The organism is Haladaptatus pallidirubidus (assembly GCF_020700235.1).
Lineage (GTDB): Archaea > Halobacteriota > Halobacteria > Halobacteriales > Haladaptataceae > Haladaptatus > Haladaptatus pallidirubidus.
Map to the genome: position 1 here is coordinate 372,592 of NZ_CP085307.1, position 21,606 is coordinate 394,197.

Consider the following 21,606-nt stretch of genomic DNA (forward strand, 5'->3'; position numbering starts at 1 on the left):
CCATATCATTGCTCAACGAATACCTGTCGAGGAGGTGTAAAAATAAATAATGATGTTGAATAGCATACATTAATAACATCTATATGGACAATAGTCAATTAAATGGTAAACTATGTAGCGACAGACCACCATGGGAAATTATGGGCGAACAAAAGCCAACCCCCGACTGGAATTTTACAGAACGAGATCGGATCATCCTGAGCGAACTCGCAGAGGATCCCGACCTGTCTGCCCGTGAACTACGAGACATTTTAGAAGAAAAGCATGAAGTGGATATCTCGCGGGTGACAGTAAGTGAATCGATACGAAAAATGCGAGAGGCGGGTGTGTTTCGCGAGGCCATCATCCCAAACGAAGAGTATCTGTTTTTCAGCTTGTTCGAGTACAAATTCCATCCACCAAACTTCCGTGACAATTGGCGATCTGCTATGGAGACAATCCGTAATGACGAACACACCTTTATTTACTTTCTCTCAGATGGGGAATATAAATGGAAATCAATTATGATGTTCAAAGACCGTGAACAAGAGTCCAAATGGATCCACGAATTTTACAAAGAGCATGGCGAACTACTAGATGACCTTCGAAACAGTGTCGTAACGAACGTATTGAAGTTCAACACCGACCCAAAGGTATTCGAAACACTGCTTAAGGATTAACAGGTGGCAAACGACCTGCGATGGAGTCTACATTCGCTTGAACCGTTCAAGCATACTTTTCAGAGTGGTTCTTCACCGTTGATTATCCGCATAGCCCGCTCAGCAAGTCGTGGAACACGATTCTCCATCACCGGGTAGAGCGAGTCATCGCTGTTGCCATCAAGGTGCCGGCGGAAGAACATTTCACCGAGTCCTGCGAGCTTGTACACTGCGAGCGTTCGGTAGAACCGATCTTGTTCGAATGTCACCCCCGTCTTTCTTTCGTACCGTTTGACAAGTTCTGCACGCGTCATGTATCCTGGACGCTCCGGTACTGTCGAAACTAATTCGGGAACTGCGGGTTCGGGATCGCCCGAATCTCGCCAGAACGCAAGCATCCATCCTAGATCGGTGAATGGGTTTCCGAGAGCACTTAATTCCCAATCGAAGACAGCAACGATTTCTGGTGACATCGTGGGAGCGTACATTACATTATCTAATTTATAGTCGCCATGAACGAGCGATGCCGTATTCTCCTCTGGGAGGTTTGCACTAAGCCAATCTCCAACGTCGTCGAGAAGTGGGACGTCTCGGACGTCCGTCGTAACTTCAAACGCCCAATCGAGTTGTTTTGTCCACCGGTTTACCTGGCGCTCGGTAAACCCCTCGGGATATCCAAAGTCGCCCAGCCCAACTTCCTCATAGTCGACCTCGTGGATGGCTACGAGGCTATCAACTAGCTCTTTACCGATGGCAGCACGCGCCTCCGGTGTTGCGAATCGCTCTGGTTCCGAATTACGGATAACGTCGCCATGGAGGCGATCAGTAAGATAGAAATCACTCCCAATAATTGATGTGTCGTCACATTCGAGGATGGTTTCTGGAAGAGGAACATCCGTATCCTGGAGTGCAGAAACGACTTTGTATTCCCGGAGGACATCATGTGCTTTCTCGGCTGTTTCTCCTGGTGGAGGACGTCGAATAACGTACTCTTGATCTCCCCACGTTAGGAACAGCGTTTCATTAGAGTGGCCCGCTTGGTGTTGTTCAATCTCGAATATCGCAGCCTCGCCAAGGTTCTCTTGTAAGTATTGTTGGAGTGACTCTTTGTCGACAAGCCTCTCGAAATATTCTTCATCTGAATGGTCATCAGTCATGGGTGGTTGTCAGTATTGGTGGGCTCACTGGTCGTCATCCAATCGTTCCTCATCATCTTTGTTCAAGGCCGATTTATGAATAACTATCGGTCATCTAGGCCAACGAATGGGCTTCGAGAGGCCAATATACAGGTATATCAAATACGAAATACTACCGTCCTCTTTCAGAGTGAGTGGAGATCAAGCTCGATATCGTGAAGAATTGGATCTTCAGCACGGGCAATTTCGTGATCGATGAGAACGGCGCAGTTCGGACAGTAAAACCGCCGGAATTGTACATCGTGATCCGAGTCAAGCAATTCTGCTGGTGATTCAAATCCCGGTCCAATTTCAGTCAGTAGATCGATGGCCATTGCGCAGTGTTTCTTGTAGTTTTCTTCAGCGTTGGCAATGTGGTTGCCACACTCGCGGCAACTAATTGAACCAGTCCCTGTATCAAGCGTTAGATATTCGTGAATCTCCATCGTTATCGCTCCTCCTCTGCGGGTATAACACTATTTACAAGGCGTTGATCGCGTAGCTCCTCGCGTCGTTCCACAGTCTCGCTTTCACGGACTGTGACGTCAGAACCATCCATTTCGAGGACAACCCCATATACATCGTACGCGGCAGCCTTCGAGACGACGCTCCGGGCAACATCTGCCGCAACGTCAGCGGGATCGCGCAGTAGTGGATCACCGTACCCCGGCGACCCAGCAGTTCGCACTTCCCAAATATCATCTGGCTTCTGGACATCTGCAGCTTTTGTTGGGAGCGTCTCAACCTCACCTTCAAGATCGTCGATAGAGTCTACCATTTCACGATCCGCAAAGCGTTCGTTTACATCCGAATCACGGATCACACGGGGACGAATGGGGGTACCCGGGTGTCCTGAAATACCTCGTGAGAGTGGAACGGCTCCGCCAACACCAGCCAATACGTTTTGTATCTGGTCGGTTCTGTGTGGTTTCCATGTATAATGCATTCCGACACCGCCACGGTAGGTACCCGCACCTCCTGAATCAGTTACCTCGTCTCGGTAGAGATAGAGAATCGGGTAATCCTGCTCGTTGTACTCCATATTCGGTATCGGTGCCTTGGGTGCCCAGTATGCACCACCAGTGTCGATGCCGTCTTTGTGTGGTGATGCGCCAACACCCCCGAGACCCATACAATCTAAATTCATCGTTCCAAATTCATTGCCCCACTGGTCAACCCCCGCTTGCGCGACAGCCCCAGAAGACTCGTGTGTGCCTGAAATGAGGTCTCGCTTGTGCGCGGGTGAGGAAGCGAGCATTCGTGCAACGACGTCGTTTACCAATGCGATGACGAACTCAATGCCGATTTGGCCACCTGTGCTGACGGCCGCAGGCCACTGCGCGTGAGTGATGGTTCCGGGCACTGTCTCGATGTCAATGTGTCGGAGTGCACCGCCAGCGACCCACATTGCATCATACATCATCATCGGATTTACAACGCTGATGATGGCCGTCCGGAACCCTGAGTACGTCAGGTTCATTGCTCCTTGGTTGTCTTCTGTCCCTTCGTTTTTGAATATCAGGGTATTATCCTTCTTAGTCAGTTGAATCTCACCGACGTATAGATTCGTATCACCAGTCTGTGCACCGTCCATGTAACTACGGGCCCGCCACGTTCCGTCAGGAATGCTTGAAAGTTTCTCTTCGAACGCTGATTCGGCATCGTTGAGAACTTGGTTCATTACTCCCTTGACTGTAGGTGCACCGTATTCATCGATAACTTCCTTTAGCCGCCGCCGTGCGACGTTAACACCTGCGATTTGTGCGTTGAAGTCGAGCCCGACCATTTGGGGGAGCCGAGATTGTCGAAGATAGAGCTGACGAAGGTCATCTCGGAGTTCACCACTTTCGACGATTTTTATCGGAGGTATCGGCGACGGCTCGTCAAATACATCGTTCGCCCCGGGGCAAAAGCTCCCGGCATTTTGCCCACCAATGTCGTACTGATGGAGTGTATTCACGACCCAACTAAACAGTTTTCCGTCATGGAATACGGGGGCGATAAAGTGAACGTCAGGCTGATGAGTCGCACCAATCCATGGATCGTTCGAGAGAAATACATCGCCTGGTTCGATTCCCGGATTGTCACTCCGGTTCTCGAGGATCCATTTCACTTGGAGTTCCGCAATCGGTGAGAAAAACTGGATATAGGGACCTTGAAAGATAACTTCACCGTCTTCCGCAAGAATCGTAGGATTGAAATCTTGCGCATAATACGCGACTGGTGACCCGGAGACATTCTCTAGAGTTTGACCGTGTTCTTCGTTGATGCTGTAGAGGCGGTGTCGGAGTACTTCGTGAGTTACTGGATCAATGTCATTGGTTGCTTCGTTGTGAAGGGATACATTTGGATGGATGTCAAGGGTGTCCCCGGGAATATAGCCATCTCGAAAGTCCTCCCAGATATCGGTTCCGTAGTGGTCTTCGGGTGCCATGTCATTTCCCTCCAAAATTGATGATGTAATTGCTCATGCTATCCACCTCGCATGTACTCTCCGGTGGAATTCCAATTGTCGTATGTTCCATCCCGACGATAGCTGGCCCCTCTATCGTTGCACCAACCCCAACATCGGCATCTCGATAGCGTGGTGTGTCGAAATATGCGTGGTTGCTCGGCCAGTATACCTCCTTTGTCTTCCATGGTTCTAACTCATCAACACCTGATTTGCCATGAATCGCGGGTTTCGTCGTTTCCCCATATGCATCTACCCGCGTTGTCACCAACTCGAAACCAGACTCGCTATAGCCCGCGCCTTTCCCATATCGATCCTCATATGTTCGTTCGAATCGGGCGATGACTGCCTCCATGTCCTCTGCTGTCAGGGTGCCGTTAGGAAGTGGAATTGAAAGTTGGTGTACTTGAGCTTGATAGCGCATATCTGCGTACCGCTGCGTCTGAATATCATCGTCAGTAAACCCTTCATCGTGTAGGTCTGCGATGACGGCCGATTCTAGGTCGTTAAACTGGTGAGTGATTGTCTCCGAATCGAACGGCGCGTTCATTATGTTCGAAACTTCCCTTCGATGGAGAACATCCGAGGAAGACACACCGACCGCTGACCAGACAGACGCTGTACTCCCACCGGGAACAACAACGGTATTGATGTCCAGTTGCGGGGCAAGGCCAGGGACGTGTAGCGGCCCAGCACCGCCATATGCGTAGAGAACGAACTCTCGCGGGTCGTATCCCTCGTTGACAGTACGTTGGCGAATCATGTCTGCCATTTTTGCGTTCATGACTTCGATGATGCCACTTGCTGTCTCGATGGTATCCATCCTGAGTTCATCAGCAATAGACTCGATAACTGTGACCGATCGATCCCGATCGAGGGTCATCCGTCCGCCGAGGAAATCATCCTCATCGAGGAACCCTAATAAGAGGTCAGCATCGGTGACGGTCGGCTCATTCCCACCTTGATCATAACAGGCCGGACCGGGAGTAGCGCCGGTACTTTGTGGTCCAACTCGAAGCCGATCACCCTCGTTGTCCACGAACGCGATAGAACCACCGCCGCTCCCGATGGACTCGGTATCGATGGTTCGCATCATATATTCATATTGGTTGATAACGTTCGTTGGCTTGGTTAGCGGTTCGCCGTCGATCAACAGTCCGATGTCGAAGCTTGTTCCACCAATATCGCCAGCAATAACGTTCCTGTGACCGAGTTGTTCTGCGAGGAATCGACACCCGATCATACCTCCCACAGGACCAGAATTGATCGTACGAATCGGTTCACGGACTGCATCCTCGGCGGAAACAACACCACCCCCTGATTGCATGACAAGGAGCGTTCCATCATAGCCGTTCTCCGAAAGTCGATCATCGATGCGCTGAATATATGATGCTGATGTCGGACCAACAAAGGCGTTGATTGCCGCAGCAGTTGTCCGTTCGTACTCACCCCACTTTGGGATGAGATCACTTGCACGAGTCACAAAGACATCATTGTCTAACTCCTCTCGAATGATTGACTCCATCCGACGCTCATGGCCGTCATTCAGAAACGACCACAGGAAGTTGATAGCTACCGCATCAACATCTTGCTGGGCAAGTTGACTGGTAACTTCTCGTGCTTGCTCTTCGTTAAATTCAACAACCACATCACCCATGCAGTCGATACGCTCGTTGATGCCATACACGCGCTTCTTCGGGATGATCGGATCTGGCTTGTTTGATTTTTGGAATTGGAGCACATCCTCAACTGGGAGCCCTTTCGAACGCCCGGTCGCAGCTCGCATGATGAAAATGACGTCTTCAGCGCCTCGTGTCGTCACGAGTGCGGCATTGGTCCCTTCTCCTTCGATAATGGCGTTTGTTCCTACAGTCGTCCCATGAGAAACGAGTTCGCTCTTTGCAAGTAGATCTTGCAAAGAGAGCTCTTTTTTCTTGGCAGCAACTTCGAGTGAGTCGAAGAACCCACGTGCAAAGTCATCTGGTGTTGACGGTGCCTTGGCTTCTGTAACATGACCGTTTTCGTCAATGACAACGGTATCGGTGTGGGTACCACCTGTATCTACATTGCAAAGATAACCCATATAGCCATAGACACAATGCTATGTGTTAAATATTAATGTTGGTCAAAATACCTAGAAACTGGCGGAATATCGACCGTAGAACGGTTATCCTTTTGCTTACGCCATAGTTCATAGGGAAGAAATATCACTATATCATCACGATCACGTCAGTGATTGCACTGTGGGTAATAACCAAGCCCAAATTTACCAGTTGTTAATTAACCGCTAATTGGCTTTCAACTTGTTCTGGATAATAAAATTGTCTTACGAATAGTAAACACTAAGTGTGTGGAGAGTTATCGTGATACAAGTTGAGCCATGCATGGGTTTACAGATCTAGTTATGTAACTAGTGATGAGCCGAATTCGAACCAACTTATAAATAATTATGGTTCGACGGTTCAGATGCACATGCAGATTGCAAAATTGTATGGCCCAGAAGACATCCGTGTCACCGATGAGGAAAAACCACCACTCGAACCGGGAACGATTCGGATTGATGTGGCCTACACTGGTGTCTGTGGATCGGACGTGCATGAGTACAAAATCGGTCCCGTCCCAATCCGCGCCGAAGACAGCAACCACAACATCCCGGAGCAAGAATGGGACGAGTACTTGCCCAAGAATATGGGACACGAGATAACGGGTACTGTCGTCGATGTAGCCGATAATGTAGAGGATATTGACGTGGGCAATCAAGTAGCCCTCAATATTCTTCTCTCGTGTGGTGAGTGTAGATACTGTCAGGAGGGGAAACCACAACTTTGTACTGCATACGATGGAACGGCAGTCGGCAGTCCGGGATTTGCTGAGGACATTGTGGTTCCTGCAGTAGCTGGAATACCGATCCCAGAGAACGTCCCATTGCGGCATGCTGCTCTCACCGAACCGCTTAGCGTTTCCGTCCATGCAGTTCGTCGATCAGAGATGCGTCTCGGAGACGATATTGCTGTGTTTGGTGCGGGGCCAATCGGCCTTGGTATTGTCGACGCAGCCGTCGCCGCGGGAGCGAATCGGATCTTCGTCAGTGAGCCACGTGAAGCCCGACGAAAGATCGCCAGTGATCTCGGCGCGGATCTCGTAGTAGACCCACGAGAGGACCACCCGACTTCCCGGTTTCGGGAGGAAACGAACGGGGGTGTCGATGTTGCATTTGAGGCCGCCGGAATCAGTGAGACGTTCACTCAGTCCATGCGTTCGACGAAGTACGGTGGCACCGTCGTCGTGGTCAGCGTCTTCGAAGACGACGCCTCAATTCACCCCAATGATATCATGCAGGCGGAACGAACTGTAAAAGGGTCGTTCGGATACGTCGATGAGTTTCCGACCACATTACAAATGATGTCTGATGGACGACTCAATCCGGAAAAATACGTCACAGGAGAAGTTCCCTTGGATGACGTCGATGATGCATTCCAACGCCTTCTCGAACCGGAAAGTGACGATGTAAAGATCCTTGTCAAACCATAGGGCGACCGCACGTGCGGTTCAAACAGGAGTTTTCACACTGATTCTTGCTCATTCTGAACGGACTCAAGTGCATTCCCAGGATACTCGAGATACTCCGCGAGACATTCGAGAAACGCCCCCGAATCTGCACCATCAAGAACCCGATGATCGATAGTCAAACTCATCGTCACGACTGTCTCGAACTCGACTTCGCCATCACGTTCTACAGGTGCTTGTTTTCGCCGACCAATAGCTAAGATGCCGACCTCTGGCGGATTGATAATTGAATAGGATACGTCCATGTTGAAGACACCAACATTTGTGACGGTAAACGTTCCATCCTGAAGATCCACTGTCGTAAACTCGTTATCAAGTACCTTTCCGACGAGGTTTCGACGTCGCTCGGCAAGTTCAGCAAGTGATCGCCCAGTCACATCGTCGATAACGGGCACCACAAGTCCCTTTGGACCATCTACAGCGTATCCGATATTCACTTCGTCGATGAGTTTGTGTTGGCTATCTTCGAAGTGAGCATTGAATTCCGGTAGATCCTGAAGTACTCGACCGACGAAAAATAAAATAATATCGTTTAGCGATACCTCGACTCCGTACCGTTCTGATAGTCGTGATTGGAGTGCCTGAATTCGCTCGACACTCACTTCCCTCGTCCCCATAACGTGGGGTTTCTCTCGCGCACTCTGGCTGAGACGCTTTGCGATGGTTTTGCGGGTACCGGTGAGCTTTCGACTGTCTGTAACAGTAAGGCCCGCTGAACTGCTTTGCTCAGTTTCCACCTCTTGTTCATCGCCTTTCGTGTCTGTGTCGCTACTTTCTAGAAATGCCTGGACATCTTCCTCGCTGACCGCATCTTGTGGGCCGGTTCCCTCGATCTGTTTTAGGTTGACATCTTTCTCAGTAGCAAGGCGTTTCGCACGTGGTGTCGCTTTTACGTCAGTTATGACATCGGATCCGTCATCAGAAGAAGTAGCTCGGTTTTTGCTGCTGTTATCCTTTCCACTGTTGCCCTCCGTGGATACTTCGGAACCGTCTTCTATCGCCGAGATATCGGGTATTTCCTCTCCTTCGTCGCCGATGACTGCAAGTGGTTTACCGACTTCAATTTCGATCTCCTCACCCTCTTCAACATACCGTCCAAGTAGTGTGCCATCAGTGGGCGCCTCAACTTCGGCACTCGCTTTTTCTGACTCGATAATTGCCACGACATCACCTGCGGTTACATGTTCGCCATCCTCTGCTTCCCACGAAACCAGGTCGCCGTAATCACTCAACCCTAACTTTGGGATTCTGATGATCTCTACCATCTCCTGAATAATCGATTCCCCATCTATTTAAAATCCCACCCGTGTTCGCGACAGTATTACCGGTTCGGCGTGTGGATCGCTTTGCTGAACGCTTGTGCTGCTGCTTCCATGATCGCTTCCGAGAACGTTGGATGTGCGTGAGCAGTGGACTCTAGATCAGCGAGGTGTACTCCATTCTCCACTGCTACCGTTACCTCACCAATGAGTTCAGAGGCATCAGATCCGACTATCTGACCGCCGACAATCCGGCCCTCTTCATTGCCCACGAGACGGACAAAACCTTCAGTTTTATCTGCCGTCATCGCCCGTCCGCTTGCGCTGAATGGGAATTGGCCTACTATGGGGTTACCTCCTCGCTCCCGAACAGCAGTTGGACTTTCACCGACGGTTGCTATCTCTGGATCTGTGAACACGACTTCGGGTATCGCACTTCTGCTAGCTGGATCCTTATCTGTAATCGTCTCTGCTGCCACAATCCCCTCATGGACTCCCGCATGTGCCAACATCGGATCTCCCGCTACGTCGCCGATGGCGAAAACGTGGTCACGACTCGTCTTCCCTTCCCTATCAGTCTCCACGAATCCTTTTTCAGACAGTTCAACACCGATACTTTCGAGGTTCAAACCGTCGGTGACCGGAATTCGTCCGACGGCAACCAGTACCGCGTCGACCTCGTGTTCCGTCGACTTTCCATTCTGAGTCTCGGTTGTCACCACAATACTCTCATCGCGTTGCATCCACGTCGATGCACTCTCATTGAAATAGAAATCGACACCCAATTTGGCTGCGCCTTCTCTAACCGGGTTCGTAAGCTCAGTATCGTACTGGGGTAGCACGGAATCCAGCAGTTCTATAACAGTAACTCTTGCACCTAGGCGTGCGAAAACTGTCGATATCTCCATGCCAATATAGCCCGCTCCCACGACGAGCAGGCGGGGAGGGACATGGTCGAGTGAGAGTGTCTGTGCCGCGTCCAATATTGGCGCATCATCATACGCGAACCCCGGCAGCTCGATCGGACGACTGCCGGTTGCAACGATCGCCTGATCAAATCGAATGTCCTCGTCATCGACGCGTACTGTGTGGTCGTTAATGAAGTGGGCTTGTCCATCTACGATCGTAACATCGTTCGTCTGGCACAGCTGTTCCACGCCCGAAGTAAGTCGCTCGACCACCTCATCTTTCCAGGCAACCATCTCTGCGAAGTCGACGTATGGTTCAGAATATATGCCCAAGTCTTCCGAGCGCTCTGCCTCGGCGACGATTTTCGTTGCGCTGAGTAGGGCCTTCGAAGGGATGCAACCGGTGTTGAGGCATGTCCCTCCGATGTTTCCGTCGTCTACAAGTGTGGCGCTCAATCCACATTGTGCGCCGCGAATCGCAGCAGAATACCCTGCAGGTCCACCGCCGACTACCAGTAACTCTGTGTCCATATACTCATGTATCGAATCGGCTGCATAATAATCGTTCCGTGCGTTCAAACGTGAACTGAGAAACCATCCGATCTAGCGCCCTACGGACAGCCTATTCCCGGATGGACGGTGGCGAATGATATCTGCAGGAACGTTCGGTAAAGAGTTAGCATTGGAACTAGAGATAAACTTTTGTATTTGTCTGTTATAGTTTAGGACATGAGAGGTCTTGAAGACAGTGTAGCGGTTATTACCGGCGGTGCTTCCGGAATCGGCCGTGCGTCTGCAAAACGGCTCGCAGCGGAAGGCGCGACGGTCGTTGTCACAGATATCGATGAAAAAGGAGGCGAAGAGACCGTCGCAGCGATCGAAACCGACGGGGGATCTGCTGACTTTCACTCGCTTGATGTGCGTGACTACGAGCAGTTTGGGACGCTTCTTGAAGCGACGGTCGATCGCTACGGCGGTCTCAATGTCGTTTTTAATAACGCCGGTATTGGGGAGGACGCATCGTTCTCAGACACTACTCCAGAACATCGCGATGAAATGATCGATGTAAACATGAAAGGGGTCTGGAACGGCTGTCACGCCGCTTATCCGTTGTTAGCTGCAGATGGTGGCGGGTCTATAATCAACACCTCGTCAATGGCGGGATGGATGCCGGCACCAATTTCGACGTATGCAATGACAAAAGCTGCCGTGTTGCACTTCACGCGCTCGATAGCTCACGAACTTGGTCGAGACGGAGTCCGAGTAAATGCAATTTGTCCGGGGACTATCGACACAGCGATGACCCAGCAATGGTATTCCAAAGAGGAGTTATCAGCAATGGCCAGTCGGAGTGCCCTCTCCCGGCTCGGTGAGCCTGACGAAATAGCAAGCGTTGTCGCGTTCCTTGCCAGTGACGATGCGTCATACATTACAGGCCGTGGCTTCAAAATAGACGGCGGGTTCGTCTAATCAGACACCTTCCTATGGGTTTCGTACCGAAAAACAACACACGGTGAGTTAATCAACCGACTACTTGGACACAATTCTACATTTTCGATCCCATTCTGAAATAGGACTTGTTATTTCAACCTCGTCATTAAGCGAGGGATTTGATTCCCGATTTGATCCGATCAGTACTCGGTATTGCTTCCTGTTCAAGCACAGGGCTCAATGGGATTGGAATATCCTTCACCCCAATCGTCTTTGGTGGGGCATTGAGACTGAAGAAATTGTTCTCGACAATTTCATTGGCAATGTGACCTTGTGTCCCATATCGTTCGACGGTTTCATCGACGACAAGCAATTTTCCAGTCTTCTCAACACTTTCGGCAATGGTTTCGGTATCGAGGGGAGCAAACGTCCGAGGGTTGATGATTTCAGCATCGACATCAAGCTCAGCAGCTGCCTCTGTTGCACGATGAAACATTACCTGTGTTGCTACGATAGTCATATCCTCACCTTCCTTTTCGACGGCAGCTTCTCCAAGCGGGAGCGTATACTCCTCTTCGGGTACTTCACCTTTCGTCTCGCTCAGCATCTTGTGCGGGAGGAAGAAAACGGGGTTGTCGTCACGGATGGCGCTTTTTAATAGTCCTTTTGCGTCGTACGGTGTCGTTGCGGTAACGACCACCCAGCCGGGGACGTTCCCAAGCCATGAGTGGACGGACTGTGAGTGCTGTGCCCCCGCTCCGATCCCTGCTCCTGATGGAGCAAAAATGGTGAGTGGGGCTTTGAGGCGGCCACCACTCACGTACGGCTGCTTCGGAATTTGATTAAAGATTTCATCCCCGGCTGTTGCCGCAAAGTCTGCGAATTGAAGTTCAGCAACCGGTCGGAGGCCACCGACCGCTGCGCCGAGAGCCATGCCCGCGATTCCAATCTCCGAGAGTGGCGTGTTACGGACTCTCTCTTCACCGTGCTTCTCGTATAACCCTGCAGTTTCGCCGAAGTTTCCTCCGAACTCCATGACGTCCTCGCCAAATAGGATGACGTCGTCATCTCGCGCTAACTCCTCGTCGAGTGCCTCTGCAATCGCTTCGATATAGGTAATCTCTCTCGTCATGGTTATTCACCCTGCCCGTAGAGTGGTAGGCGGTACACATGGTCGTAGGCCGATTCGGGGTTCGGTTCGGGACTGTTACGAGCAAACTCGACCGCTTCCTGTACTTCTGCGTCGATATTTTCTTGCATATCGTCGATCTCTGCCTTGGTCAATACGCCGGCTTCGAGCAGACGTTCTCGGTAATTCTCGATCGGATTCCGTTCGTTGGAGTCACGCTCACGATCTTCGGTATTCCGGTACAATTCTTTGTCACCCTCAAAGTGTGGGCCAAGTCTGGCGACACGACATTCGATAACTGATGGCCCTTCGTCGTTTCGAGCGCGTTCGATTGCCTCTGAAACGGTCTGGTAGACTTGTTCGACATCACTTCCGTCGATGCTTTCGTTGTGAATCTTATGGGGTATGCCGTAGTCTGAAAGATGATCCGGCGCAAGAGCATCCGAGGGCGTTGAGATTGCCCACCCATTGTTCTCGATAACGAATACGACGGGAAGGTTCCAGTAAGCAGCAAATACGAGAGCAGTATGGAATGATCCCCGACTTGTTCCGCCATCACCGATGGTGGTTACTGCGACATTGTCCGTCCCTTTCATTTGCTCTGCCAATGCAAGACCAACCGCCGGATTCTGGCCGGACCCGATCGTCGCAGCATGGCCATACAGCTTCCGGTCGATGTCGGCAATATGCATCTGCCCACCGAAGCCACTGTTGGCGCCGCCAACACGGCCATAGAGTTCGGCCATAATCTCCGTCAATGGCACTCCTTTTGCGATGTATTGGCCGACGAGTCGGGCTCCCCCGACAGCGAGCCAGTCATCATCTTCCATGGCCGCACCGATCCCAACGTGATTCCCTTCGTGGCCATAGTCAAGGTGAACGAACCCCGGGATTTCCCCATCTTCGTATCGTGCTTTCGTCTCATCCTCGAATGCTTTAATGCGAAGCATCTGCTGGAGAAGTTGCGTTGCTGTCTCATCGTCGACACTAATTTCGGATGGCATACCTATCTACATCTAAGACCTTGTGAGTTGATCGCATAAATCTATCCCGAATAATACTTATAGGATAAAATTGCCACGGATTTGCATATCAAAGGTTCACTCACAGGTAATCCACCATTGATGCGCAACGTCTCAGTTCAGTTAACAGATGCCTAGATTTATACCTACTGCTAGTCTCCCCCTTTGCATGCAACTTGTTAGCAATCATGCCATCGTTACCGGTGGTGCACAGGGAATCGGCCGCAGTATCACTGAGGAACTGATGAGCTTTGGTGCCTCGGTAGTCATCGCGGATGTGAATGAAGAGGGTGCCAACGAGGTCGCGGAGGAACTCACCGAGACATATGATGGAAAAGCGCTCGGAGTGGAATGTGATGTGACTGAAGAAGAAAGTGTTCAATCAATGGTCGATGCGACGGTCGAGGAGTTCGGTGAAGTTGGAATACTAGTCAATAATGCCGGTGCTGCTGGACTCGCCCGCACTTGGGAAATGGATGCCGAGGAATGGGAACAAACCATCGAGGTGTGTTTGAATGGCCCATTCTATGGTTCCAAGGCTGTCGTGAACCATATGTTAGAAAACGATATCGAAGGCGCGATCGTAAACACTAGCTCACTGAATTACAAGGCTGCGACAGATGGACTTCCCCATTATTCAGCAGCCAAAGCAGGGGTGAGTCAATTTACGAAGGTGCTCGCCGCAGAGGCCGGGCGGTATGGTATTCGCGTTAATGCCGTTGCGCCAGGATCTATCCGTACGCCTTTGACCGAAGGGAATGGCCTGGTCGATGGGAAGATGGGTGAGCGGTTTGTCGACCGAACGCCGCTCGGACGCATCGGCGAACCGGAGGATGTCGCCAAGGTCGTTGCATTCCTTCTTTCTGATTATGGGTACTGGGTCACTGGTGAGACAATTTGTGTTGATGGCGGCCAACACATTCGTGGCCTCCACAGCTACTGGGATACGCTCGATGAAATGGGGATGTTCGACGAGTAACTACGAAATCAATAAGATACCTGCTTTCGTCATACCATAAATGAGTCTATTTTATTGGAGATCTATACGTCGAAGTCTATGTCGTACCCATACGTTTCACGCGCACTTTCTAAAGAAACGAATCCGAGACGAACGTCCCGTTCGATGCGCTCCCTATCGCGTTCACGTGGATCTCCGTAGCCGCCGGGAGTTGCCGTGTCAAACGTCAGCGTCTCACCGGGTTCCATTATCACACGCCCGTTTGTTGGGATGTCTTTTTCCGAAGATGAGGAGAATGCAGTCGCTTTAACACCTAGTTGACCGCCGTCGAACCCAGCGGGAGCGTGGTCGTCTTTGTTCGAGGTCACGCTAATGTTTATCTCGTGGTCGAGAAGATTTCGGAACACCATTCGGTTCGCCAGTGCAGAGCGGAACTTTCCAGCCCCTTCTGTGTCGGGGACAAAACTGTTCTCCTCGACACGGACGGGGACGTATTGTTCGAAGATTTCGATGGGAACGTTCTTGCCGTTATACGGAAAGTCCACTGCACCCATTCCGTCTTTGGCAGCGCGTGCTGGGAACGGGCCGAATGGGGCGTTCACGCCGATGAACGGGTTTCCATCCGCGTCTTCGCCGTTGAAATTGATTAGTTGTAGCCCGGCACTTTCCGTCACTGCCTTTTCAGGAATCGCCTGTCCGAGCGCTTGAACTAGACAATCCTCAACGTGTGTGTACGTGATGTGACGGGCATCGGTCGCAATGGGGCGCGTACAGTTCACGATGGATCCTTCTTGTGCGGTGATCGAAATCGGCTCGAAGAATCCTTCGGCATTTGCGGTACTCGGTTCGGTCATACATCGGATGATATACTGGGTGACGGCATGGGTATTGGCGTACGGACAGTTGATTCCGCCAGTGACTTGCTCGGACGACCCAGTATAATCGACATGAATCTCATCGTCATCGATGGTTGCCGCCACTTGAATCGTAACGTCGAGATCACCGACCGAAAACGAAAGCTCGTGTTCGTAAGTTCCGTCGTCAATATCCGCGAGACGGTTGCGCATCGCTTGCTCCGAACGATCCAAGATCTCTCCAGTTGTTGCCGCGAAGAACTCGATGTCACGATCAGTGACCAGTTCACAGATTCGATTCGCCCCAACCATTGTTGCAGAACGTAGTGCCTCGATGTCGCCAATAACTTGGTCGGGAATTCGTACGTTACCCCTGATGAATGACTCAACAGCCTCGTTGATTTCGCCAGCATTGTAGAGCTTCAGCGGTGGGATTGCGAGCCCCTCCTCGTAATACTGCTGAGCGTCCGTTCCCCACCCACCCATGAGTCCACCAATATCACCAACATGACCGAGTGCACCGGCGAAAGCGACGAGTTGGTCACCGACGAAAACCGGTTTAAGAAGCACCACGTCTGAGAGATGTCCACCGCCAATCCAAGGGTCGTTTGTGATGATTACGTCTCCGGATTCGAGCGTCTCTGGTGGAAAATAATCTTTGAGGATCAACCGCGTGGTTCGGGAAATCGCGCCCGAGAGAACCGGAACGCTCCGGCTTGACAGTCCAACCGCATCTCCAGCAGGTGTCATCACAGCAGTCGATGTGTCGTTCCAATCGCGGATGCTAATGGAGAAGGCAAGCCGACCTGCTGTGTCCCACATCTCTTCTGCGGTTGCTTGGAGTCGATTCCAGAGTACCTGTGTATCAAGTTCCGTCGGATTAGCGTCGTGATTCATGATTCGACCTCGTGTGTCATGATGATATTCATATTCTCTTCAACTGCCGCGGTCCATTCCGGCCCAACAACGACGGTGGTGTGTGCTGCCTCTACGACCGCCGGTCCGGAAACGGCGGTTCCTGGATCGAGGGTGTCCCACTGGTGAACTGTCGCATTGGTCGTGCCAGTTTCGCTGATGTAGATGTCACGTTCATTTATTGTCTCATTTACAATATCTGACGACTGGTGGGAGAATGATGTCCCAGCCTCGGGTTCTCGGAGATCCACTCGATAGGTCATCACCTCGATTGGATGGTCGAGACTGTCTCGATCGAACCGATCACGATAGGTCGCCTCAAATTGCTCGCGTGCAAGAGAGGGGGTCACAACATCGAGTTTTACATCAGGGAGTTCGACTTTGAGTTCTTGCCCTTGATCGACATGCCGCATATCGAGACTGAGGCGTGAAATGAGGTTTCCCTCGTCACAGCCAGCCCGAATGAGGACTTCTCGTGCTTCCTCGTAGAGCGCGGTGAACTCCGCTTCAAATTCATCCGAGTCCAAGCTATCGAGGGTTCCCCGACTCGTCGAGGCAGTCTCATAGGATCGAGGGGCCTTCATTAACCCGATTGAAGAGGCCACACCGGCTCCGTGTGGACAGATGATTTCACTAATGCCAATCTTCTCCGCAACACGGTAGGCGTGTGCGGGACCAGCACCACCGGTTGCGACGATCGTCTGGGTACGAGGGTCAGCTCCCTTGCTGGAGGCGTGCTGGCGGAATGCAGTCGCCATGTTTTCACAGACGATTTCGAAAACGCTCCACGCCGCCTCAGTTATAGAGAGCTCAAGCGGATCGGCGAGTTCTTCCTCGAAAATGGCTTCAGTCTGTTTGACAGCAAGATCCATCCGTCCGCTGAAGAAGTTCTTCGGGTCAAGATACCCCAAAAGAAGCAGCGCGTCCGTGACTGTTGGTCGTTCTCCATCGTGATCATAACAGATGGGACCGGGGTCTGCGCCTGCACTTTGGGGACCCACCTCCATCAGCCCCACGTCATTGATGGTCGCTATACTCCCGCCGCCCGCACCGATTTCGGTGAGTTCGATCATCGGTGACACCAGATCGTAGCCGCTCCCTTCCTTGAAACGGTGTTCTCGGGCGACATCTGTTCGATATATCATCGGTACCGTTCCGTCTTCGATAACCGCTCCTTTGGCGGTTGTCCCGCCCATGTCAAAAGTAAATAGCTGTTGACGATCATGCTGGCGGCCAAACAACCGACTTGCAAGCACCCCCGCAGCAGGACCGGATCCAACCAATCGAATCGGTTCGGTCTTGGCCGTTTCGACGTCGAGAATACCCCCATTTGAGGTCATCATGTAGAGTTCGCCCGTGAATCCATCTGCGTTGAGTTCATCCTGGAGATATCCTAGATACTCGTTCATTATCGGAACAGTGTACGCATTAATGACCGTTGTTGAGGTTCGCTCATACTCACGAATGATTCCTGCGACCTCAGAGGATAGTGAGACGCTCACCGATGGATAGTTGGTCTGAATATGCTCCCGGACGGCCTGCTCGTGTTCAGCGTTGGCATACGAGTGGAGGAATGCGACAGCGAGAGCGTCCACGCCGTGATCCTCGACGAGGGCGTCAACCGCTCGTTCTAGCTCACCGACATCCAGCGGTTCAACGATTTCCCCCTCGCTATCGAGTCGTTCACTCACCTCGAGACGACGGTCTCGGGGGACTAACGGTGTAGGATAGCTAATTTGCCAGTCGTCGATATCATATCGCCATCCTCGTCTGATTTCAAGCACGTCGCGAGTTCCGTCTGTTGTGAGTAATCCAGTCTTTGCACCCGTTCGTTCGATAATCGTATTTGAAACAAGTGTTGTGCCATGAATGATCGTTTCCAAGTCGGAAATATCGATCCCATTCTCTGAGACGATTCGTCGTGCGCCTCGCAGGGCTCCAATCGCGGGATTCTCCGGTGTCGATAGTTCCTTGTCAAGTACTACAGTCCCAGTCGACTCGTTGACCAGGGTGAAATCGGTGAACGTTCCACCGATATCGATGCCCATGCTGTACATGCACATGCATAATCCATGAATGAGAATATATATTTTTAGTTGGATGCAGTCGGTTAGCCTCAATCCTCAACGCGTGAAGCGCACAGGCGGAGGCGAAGTTCACGGAAACAGAGAGAATATTCATCCGACTGTCCACGATCCGTTAGCTTGGCGCAAAGTGACCAGGAAAATAATTATGCTTTGTGAATAGATAGTATGTATGAGTATCTTGCCAACGGTTCCCGAGACACTCGAACGGACGGCACAAAAGTACCCCGACCGCGAGGCAATTGTTTACCCGTATAAAGATATCCGGTGGGAGTACACTGAATTCAATGACAAAGTGACTCGGTTTGCAAACGCAATCTCGAACCTCGGCATTGATGTTGATGAGTGCATGTCGCTGTTTCTAAAGAATTCTGCAGAATTCGCCGTCGCGGCGTACGGCACTGCTCGTGCTGGCGCAGTCATGAATCCGGTAAATTACCGACTGGCACCGGCAGACGTCGTCTATATTCTCGGCGACTGTGATTCGAAACTCCTCTTGTTCGAAGAAGATACACGTGAAACGATCGAGCACTGCTTGGATGACTTAGAGATGGTTGAGCATTTCATCTTCATCGACGATGACGTTACCAACACACCGGAGTACGCCGTCGGCTTCCATTCGTTACTCGCCGAGTCGAGTTCTGAGACCCCGACCGTCGAACTGAACTCGGAGGATCAGTATATTGTCGCTTACACGAGCGGAACGACTGGTCGACCGAAAGGCGTCGTTCATACACACGAGGACGCAACCTACCATAACATGCTGTATAACGGTCGCAAAGGTATTGATTTTCGGGAGATCGGTATATCAGTCATGCCGATGTATCACGTCGCAGAGCTCAACTGTGGCTTGTTCGCGCGTGCAAACCTGGGTGCCAAGTCGGTCATCCTGCACGAGTTTGACGCCCGACGGGTTTTAGAGATGGTCGACCAGGAACAGGCAACGTATCTCTTCGTCGCCTCGCGAACATGGTCGGAGTTACTCCAGACCGCGGAGCAAATCGATTTCGATGGGAGTTCACTTGCGTTAGGAGTCTATGGAGCAGCACCGATGCCACCCTCGTTGTTAGAGCAATGCATGGACGTATTTACCGACTCGTTCGCGACTGCATACGGGATGACTGAGATGGGGCCCAATGCAACGTTCCTACTCCCCTTCGAGGTTAAAGAGAATCTGGGAAGCGTTGGTCGTGCAGCACCGAATCACAAGGTTCGAATTGTTCAACCAACTGAAAGCGAGTCGCCTGAAAATATGGTCTCGCCGGACGATACGCTAGAGGTGGGGGCTATCGGCGAAATCGTCCTTCAAGGTCCGCCTATGATGAACCGCTATTGGAAGCTACCAAAGGAGACCGAATCGGCGATACGAGATGGCTGGTTCTTTACCGGTGACGCCGGCTATCTCGACGAGAGTGGCTATCTCTACCTCATCGATCGCATAGACGATATGATAATCAGTGGCGGTGAAAACATCTATCCGACCGAGGTCGAAAACGTCCTCTACCAGCACGAATCTATTGCGGAAGTGGCTGTCGTTGGTGAAGAGAATAATGAGTGGGGCGAGACCATCGTGGCCTATGTTGTTCTCAGTGATGAGACGACTGAAGAGTCACTTGATGCCTTCTGTAAGCAGAGTCCGGAATTGGCGGACTTCAAACGTCCACGGGCGTACTATTTCCGAGATGAGCTTCCCAAAAATCCCAGCGGTAAGATTCAGAAATTTAAACTTCGAGACTAATAATCGACGACTCCGTGACAAAATACTCGAACAGCGACTATTTGACACAGTGTCATATTTTCTTGATGCCACTAGATGAATAGTTTAAGGCGATGGAAATAGTCGGGTTGGAATAGCTCGATAAATTGGGTCGAACGCATCTTTAAACCCGTTATTGACTAGGTGCGATGTCTCCTCCGAGGGCGACCATTCCTGCTCCGAGGACACCAATTAGTCCGGCAGCTACAAATGCCGGTACATAACTCGCAAAGGCATCATAGATCAGTCCGGCGAGTGGTGGTGCCAGAAGACCAGAAATGGCGAATGAAACGGAGATGAGACCGAAGATGACGTTTATATTCTTAGCCCCGAAAAGATCTGCAGTAAGCGGCGACAGGAGTGCTCCGTTTCCACCATATGCAGCACCGTATATGATTGCAAAAATGAATACTGCTGCTGCGGAATTGATCATTGCCAACATAAATGTCGAAAGTCCCATGACTCCCGAACAGACAACAAACACCCGTGTTCGGCCAAGTTTATCCGAAACAAGTCCGATTCCAAGTCGGGCCAAACTTGTTGCGCCGCCAATGAGCCCGAGTGCCCATACTCCGACACTGCGACCCATGCCAGTGTCTGCAGTGTAGATTACAAGGTTGGCGAACACGATATAGAGTGTCGCGTAGATGCACACCCACCCAAAAAAGACTAACAGAAACGACGGCGTGCGAGCGACTGCAACAGTTTCACTGAGTTGTGTTCGCCACGACGTCTTTTGGGATTCAAACTCAGGAGCATTCGAGAATTCTCGAGAGATATTAACGTCGAGCCGACGGGGGCTGTCCGCAATGACTAAAAATGCGATAGCAAGCAATGCCAGCGCAGCCAGAAGAAAGAGCGCGTAGGTCGATCTCCACCCGACAGCGACGATGAGAGCCGATGCTGCAGGAGTGGCAAATAACATCCCAACACCCGTTCCCGAACTCGCGATGCCACCTGCAAATCCGCGACGACGCTTGAACCATCGAGGAACGGTTGCAAAGGAGACTACATATACGACGCTCAAGCCAAGAGACGCGATAATACTGTAGAATAGAATGATCTGTGTAAAGGATGTGCTCATAGTAACGCCACCAAATCCGATACCAAGTAATCCCATTGCTCCTAGGAGTGACGGTCGGGTACCATATCGGTCAATGAATCCACCGATTACGGCCGCCCCAACGTACATCACAAACGTCTGAATACCAAAGACGAGAGAGGTTTCTCCTCGTGATCGACCGAATTCGACGAGCATATGGTCGAAAAAGACACCAAATGAGTACGATATTCCGAAGACAACTAACGAACCGAGAAAACATGCACCAACGACGAACCACCCGTAATAGACACCAGAATTTGATATTCGCGATTGCATAGTGTTGAGTTATTTTATTTTGTGAAAATACTATCGCTCATAATGCGGTAAATGAGGCTCAGCAACACCCCTGAATCGGA

Annotated in this window: 16 protein-coding genes; 5 read left to right on the forward strand and 11 right to left on the reverse strand. The window is 51.2% G+C overall.

The annotated features are described in order from the left end of the window. Positions 1–140: 140 nt before the first annotated feature. The gene (locus LIX15_RS31535; RefSeq protein WP_227779297.1) at positions 141–659 is read left to right on the forward strand and encodes a winged helix-turn-helix domain-containing protein; all 519 of its coding nucleotides are present in this window, start codon (positions 141–143) and stop codon (positions 657–659) included. Positions 660–718: 59 nt separating this feature from the next. Here the strand turns inward: LIX15_RS31535 and LIX15_RS31540 are convergent, their stop codons facing one another. The 4 genes from LIX15_RS31540 to LIX15_RS31555 form a co-directional block, all read right to left on the reverse strand. Next, positions 719–1,795, reverse strand: coding sequence for a phosphotransferase family protein (locus tag LIX15_RS31540; RefSeq protein ID WP_227778760.1), 1,077 nt, complete (start codon positions 1,793–1,795; stop codon positions 719–721). A gap of 164 nt (positions 1,796–1,959) precedes the next feature. Next, the gene (locus LIX15_RS31545; RefSeq protein WP_227778762.1) at positions 1,960–2,259 is read right to left on the reverse strand and encodes an acetone carboxylase subunit gamma; all 300 of its coding nucleotides are present in this window, start codon (positions 2,257–2,259) and stop codon (positions 1,960–1,962) included. A gap of 2 nt (positions 2,260–2,261) precedes the next feature. Continuing rightward, the gene (locus LIX15_RS31550) at positions 2,262–4,247 is read right to left on the reverse strand and encodes a hydantoinase B/oxoprolinase family protein (protein ID WP_227778764.1); all 1,986 of its coding nucleotides are present in this window, start codon (positions 4,245–4,247) and stop codon (positions 2,262–2,264) included. A 1-nt stretch (position 4,248) separates the two neighbouring features. After that, positions 4,249–6,348 (reverse strand): hydantoinase/oxoprolinase family protein, encoded by a 2,100-nt coding sequence (locus tag LIX15_RS31555; protein WP_227778766.1) that lies wholly within the window; start codon positions 6,346–6,348, stop codon positions 4,249–4,251. A gap of 389 nt (positions 6,349–6,737) precedes the next feature. Here LIX15_RS31555 and LIX15_RS31560 point away from each other — a divergent pair, with 389 nt between their 5' ends. Then, on the forward strand, positions 6,738–7,796 hold the full coding sequence (locus LIX15_RS31560) for a 2,3-butanediol dehydrogenase (RefSeq protein ID WP_227778767.1): 1,059 nt from the start codon (positions 6,738–6,740) through the stop codon (positions 7,794–7,796). A 32-nt stretch (positions 7,797–7,828) separates the two neighbouring features. On the opposite strand, the gene LIX15_RS31565 is transcribed toward LIX15_RS31560, so the two are convergent. Then, positions 7,829–9,097, reverse strand: a complete 1,269-nt coding sequence (locus tag LIX15_RS31565; RefSeq protein ID WP_227778769.1) for a dihydrolipoamide acetyltransferase family protein — start codon at positions 9,095–9,097, stop codon at positions 7,829–7,831. 56 nt (positions 9,098–9,153) lie between these two features. Continuing rightward, positions 9,154–10,578 carry a dihydrolipoyl dehydrogenase gene (gene lpdA / locus LIX15_RS31570; RefSeq protein WP_368410737.1) on the reverse strand — a complete coding sequence of 475 codons (1,425 nt, stop codon included), beginning with the start codon at positions 10,576–10,578 and terminating at the stop codon, positions 9,154–9,156. A 150-nt stretch (positions 10,579–10,728) separates the two neighbouring features. Here lpdA and LIX15_RS31575 point away from each other — a divergent pair, with 150 nt between their 5' ends. Then, positions 10,729–11,469, forward strand: coding sequence for an SDR family NAD(P)-dependent oxidoreductase (locus tag LIX15_RS31575; protein ID WP_227778770.1), 741 nt, complete (start codon positions 10,729–10,731; stop codon positions 11,467–11,469). Between the two features lie 127 nt (positions 11,470–11,596). Here LIX15_RS31575 and LIX15_RS31580 read toward each other — a convergent pair whose 3' ends face one another. Together LIX15_RS31580 and LIX15_RS31585 are read right to left on the reverse strand one after the other, a co-directional pair. Beyond that, positions 11,597–12,562 (reverse strand): alpha-ketoacid dehydrogenase subunit beta, encoded by a 966-nt coding sequence (locus LIX15_RS31580; protein ID WP_227778772.1) that lies wholly within the window; start codon positions 12,560–12,562, stop codon positions 11,597–11,599. Positions 12,563–12,564: 2 nt separating this feature from the next. Next, positions 12,565–13,563 carry a thiamine pyrophosphate-dependent dehydrogenase E1 component subunit alpha gene (locus LIX15_RS31585; protein WP_227778774.1) on the reverse strand — a complete coding sequence of 333 codons (999 nt, stop codon included), beginning with the start codon at positions 13,561–13,563 and terminating at the stop codon, positions 12,565–12,567. A 187-nt stretch (positions 13,564–13,750) separates the two neighbouring features. Between LIX15_RS31585 and LIX15_RS31590 the strand changes: the two genes are divergently transcribed. Next, positions 13,751–14,560 (forward strand): SDR family NAD(P)-dependent oxidoreductase, encoded by an 810-nt coding sequence (locus LIX15_RS31590; RefSeq protein ID WP_227778776.1) that lies wholly within the window; start codon positions 13,751–13,753, stop codon positions 14,558–14,560. A 62-nt stretch (positions 14,561–14,622) separates the two neighbouring features. Here LIX15_RS31590 and LIX15_RS31595 read toward each other — a convergent pair whose 3' ends face one another. Next, a complete protein-coding gene (locus LIX15_RS31595) occupies positions 14,623–16,290 on the reverse strand; it encodes a hydantoinase B/oxoprolinase family protein (protein WP_227778777.1) in 1,668 nt (555 codons plus the stop codon). After that, positions 16,287–18,365, reverse strand: coding sequence for a hydantoinase/oxoprolinase family protein (locus LIX15_RS31600; protein ID WP_227778779.1), 2,079 nt, complete (start codon positions 18,363–18,365; stop codon positions 16,287–16,289). Before LIX15_RS31600 ends, LIX15_RS31595 begins: the two co-directional genes overlap by 4 nt. A gap of 199 nt (positions 18,366–18,564) precedes the next feature. On the opposite strand from LIX15_RS31600, the gene LIX15_RS31605 reads away from it, so the two are divergent. Further along, positions 18,565–20,130, forward strand: coding sequence for a long-chain-fatty-acid--CoA ligase (locus tag LIX15_RS31605; protein WP_227778780.1), 1,566 nt, complete (start codon positions 18,565–18,567; stop codon positions 20,128–20,130). A 151-nt stretch (positions 20,131–20,281) separates the two neighbouring features. On the opposite strand, the gene LIX15_RS31610 is transcribed toward LIX15_RS31605, so the two are convergent. Beyond that, positions 20,282–21,526, reverse strand: a complete 1,245-nt coding sequence (locus tag LIX15_RS31610; RefSeq protein WP_227778781.1) for an MFS transporter — start codon at positions 21,524–21,526, stop codon at positions 20,282–20,284. Between the last annotated feature and the right edge of the window lie 80 nt (positions 21,527–21,606).

What these genes read in the sequence shown, in the direction of transcription:
- LIX15_RS31535 (WP_227779297.1), top strand. Translation starts at nt 141, where the DNA reads ATGGGCGAACAAAAGCCAACCCCCGACTGGAATTTTACAGAACGAGAT.
- LIX15_RS31540 (WP_227778760.1), bottom strand. Translation starts at nt 1,795, where the DNA reads ATGACTGATGACCATTCAGATGAAGAATATTTCGAGAGGCTTGTCGAC.
- LIX15_RS31545 (WP_227778762.1), bottom strand. Translation starts at nt 2,259, where the DNA reads ATGGAGATTCACGAATATCTAACGCTTGATACAGGGACTGGTTCAATT.
- LIX15_RS31550 (WP_227778764.1), bottom strand. Translation starts at nt 4,247, where the DNA reads ATGGCACCCGAAGACCACTACGGAACCGATATCTGGGAGGACTTTCGA.
- LIX15_RS31555 (WP_227778766.1), bottom strand. Translation starts at nt 6,348, where the DNA reads ATGGGTTATCTTTGCAATGTAGATACAGGTGGTACCCACACCGATACC.
- LIX15_RS31560 (WP_227778767.1), top strand. Translation starts at nt 6,738, where the DNA reads ATGCAGATTGCAAAATTGTATGGCCCAGAAGACATCCGTGTCACCGAT.
- LIX15_RS31565 (WP_227778769.1), bottom strand. Translation starts at nt 9,097, where the DNA reads ATGGTAGAGATCATCAGAATCCCAAAGTTAGGGTTGAGTGATTACGGC.
- LIX15_RS31575 (WP_227778770.1), top strand. Translation starts at nt 10,729, where the DNA reads ATGAGAGGTCTTGAAGACAGTGTAGCGGTTATTACCGGCGGTGCTTCC.
- LIX15_RS31580 (WP_227778772.1), bottom strand. Translation starts at nt 12,562, where the DNA reads ATGACGAGAGAGATTACCTATATCGAAGCGATTGCAGAGGCACTCGAC.
- LIX15_RS31585 (WP_227778774.1), bottom strand. Translation starts at nt 13,563, where the DNA reads ATGCCATCCGAAATTAGTGTCGACGATGAGACAGCAACGCAACTTCTC.
- LIX15_RS31590 (WP_227778776.1), top strand. Translation starts at nt 13,751, where the DNA reads ATGCAACTTGTTAGCAATCATGCCATCGTTACCGGTGGTGCACAGGGA.
- LIX15_RS31595 (WP_227778777.1), bottom strand. Translation starts at nt 16,290, where the DNA reads ATGAATCACGACGCTAATCCGACGGAACTTGATACACAGGTACTCTGG.
- LIX15_RS31600 (WP_227778779.1), bottom strand. Translation starts at nt 18,365, where the DNA reads ATGTACAGCATGGGCATCGATATCGGTGGAACGTTCACCGATTTCACC.
- LIX15_RS31605 (WP_227778780.1), top strand. Translation starts at nt 18,565, where the DNA reads ATGAGTATCTTGCCAACGGTTCCCGAGACACTCGAACGGACGGCACAA.
- LIX15_RS31610 (WP_227778781.1), bottom strand. Translation starts at nt 21,526, where the DNA reads ATGCAATCGCGAATATCAAATTCTGGTGTCTATTACGGGTGGTTCGTC.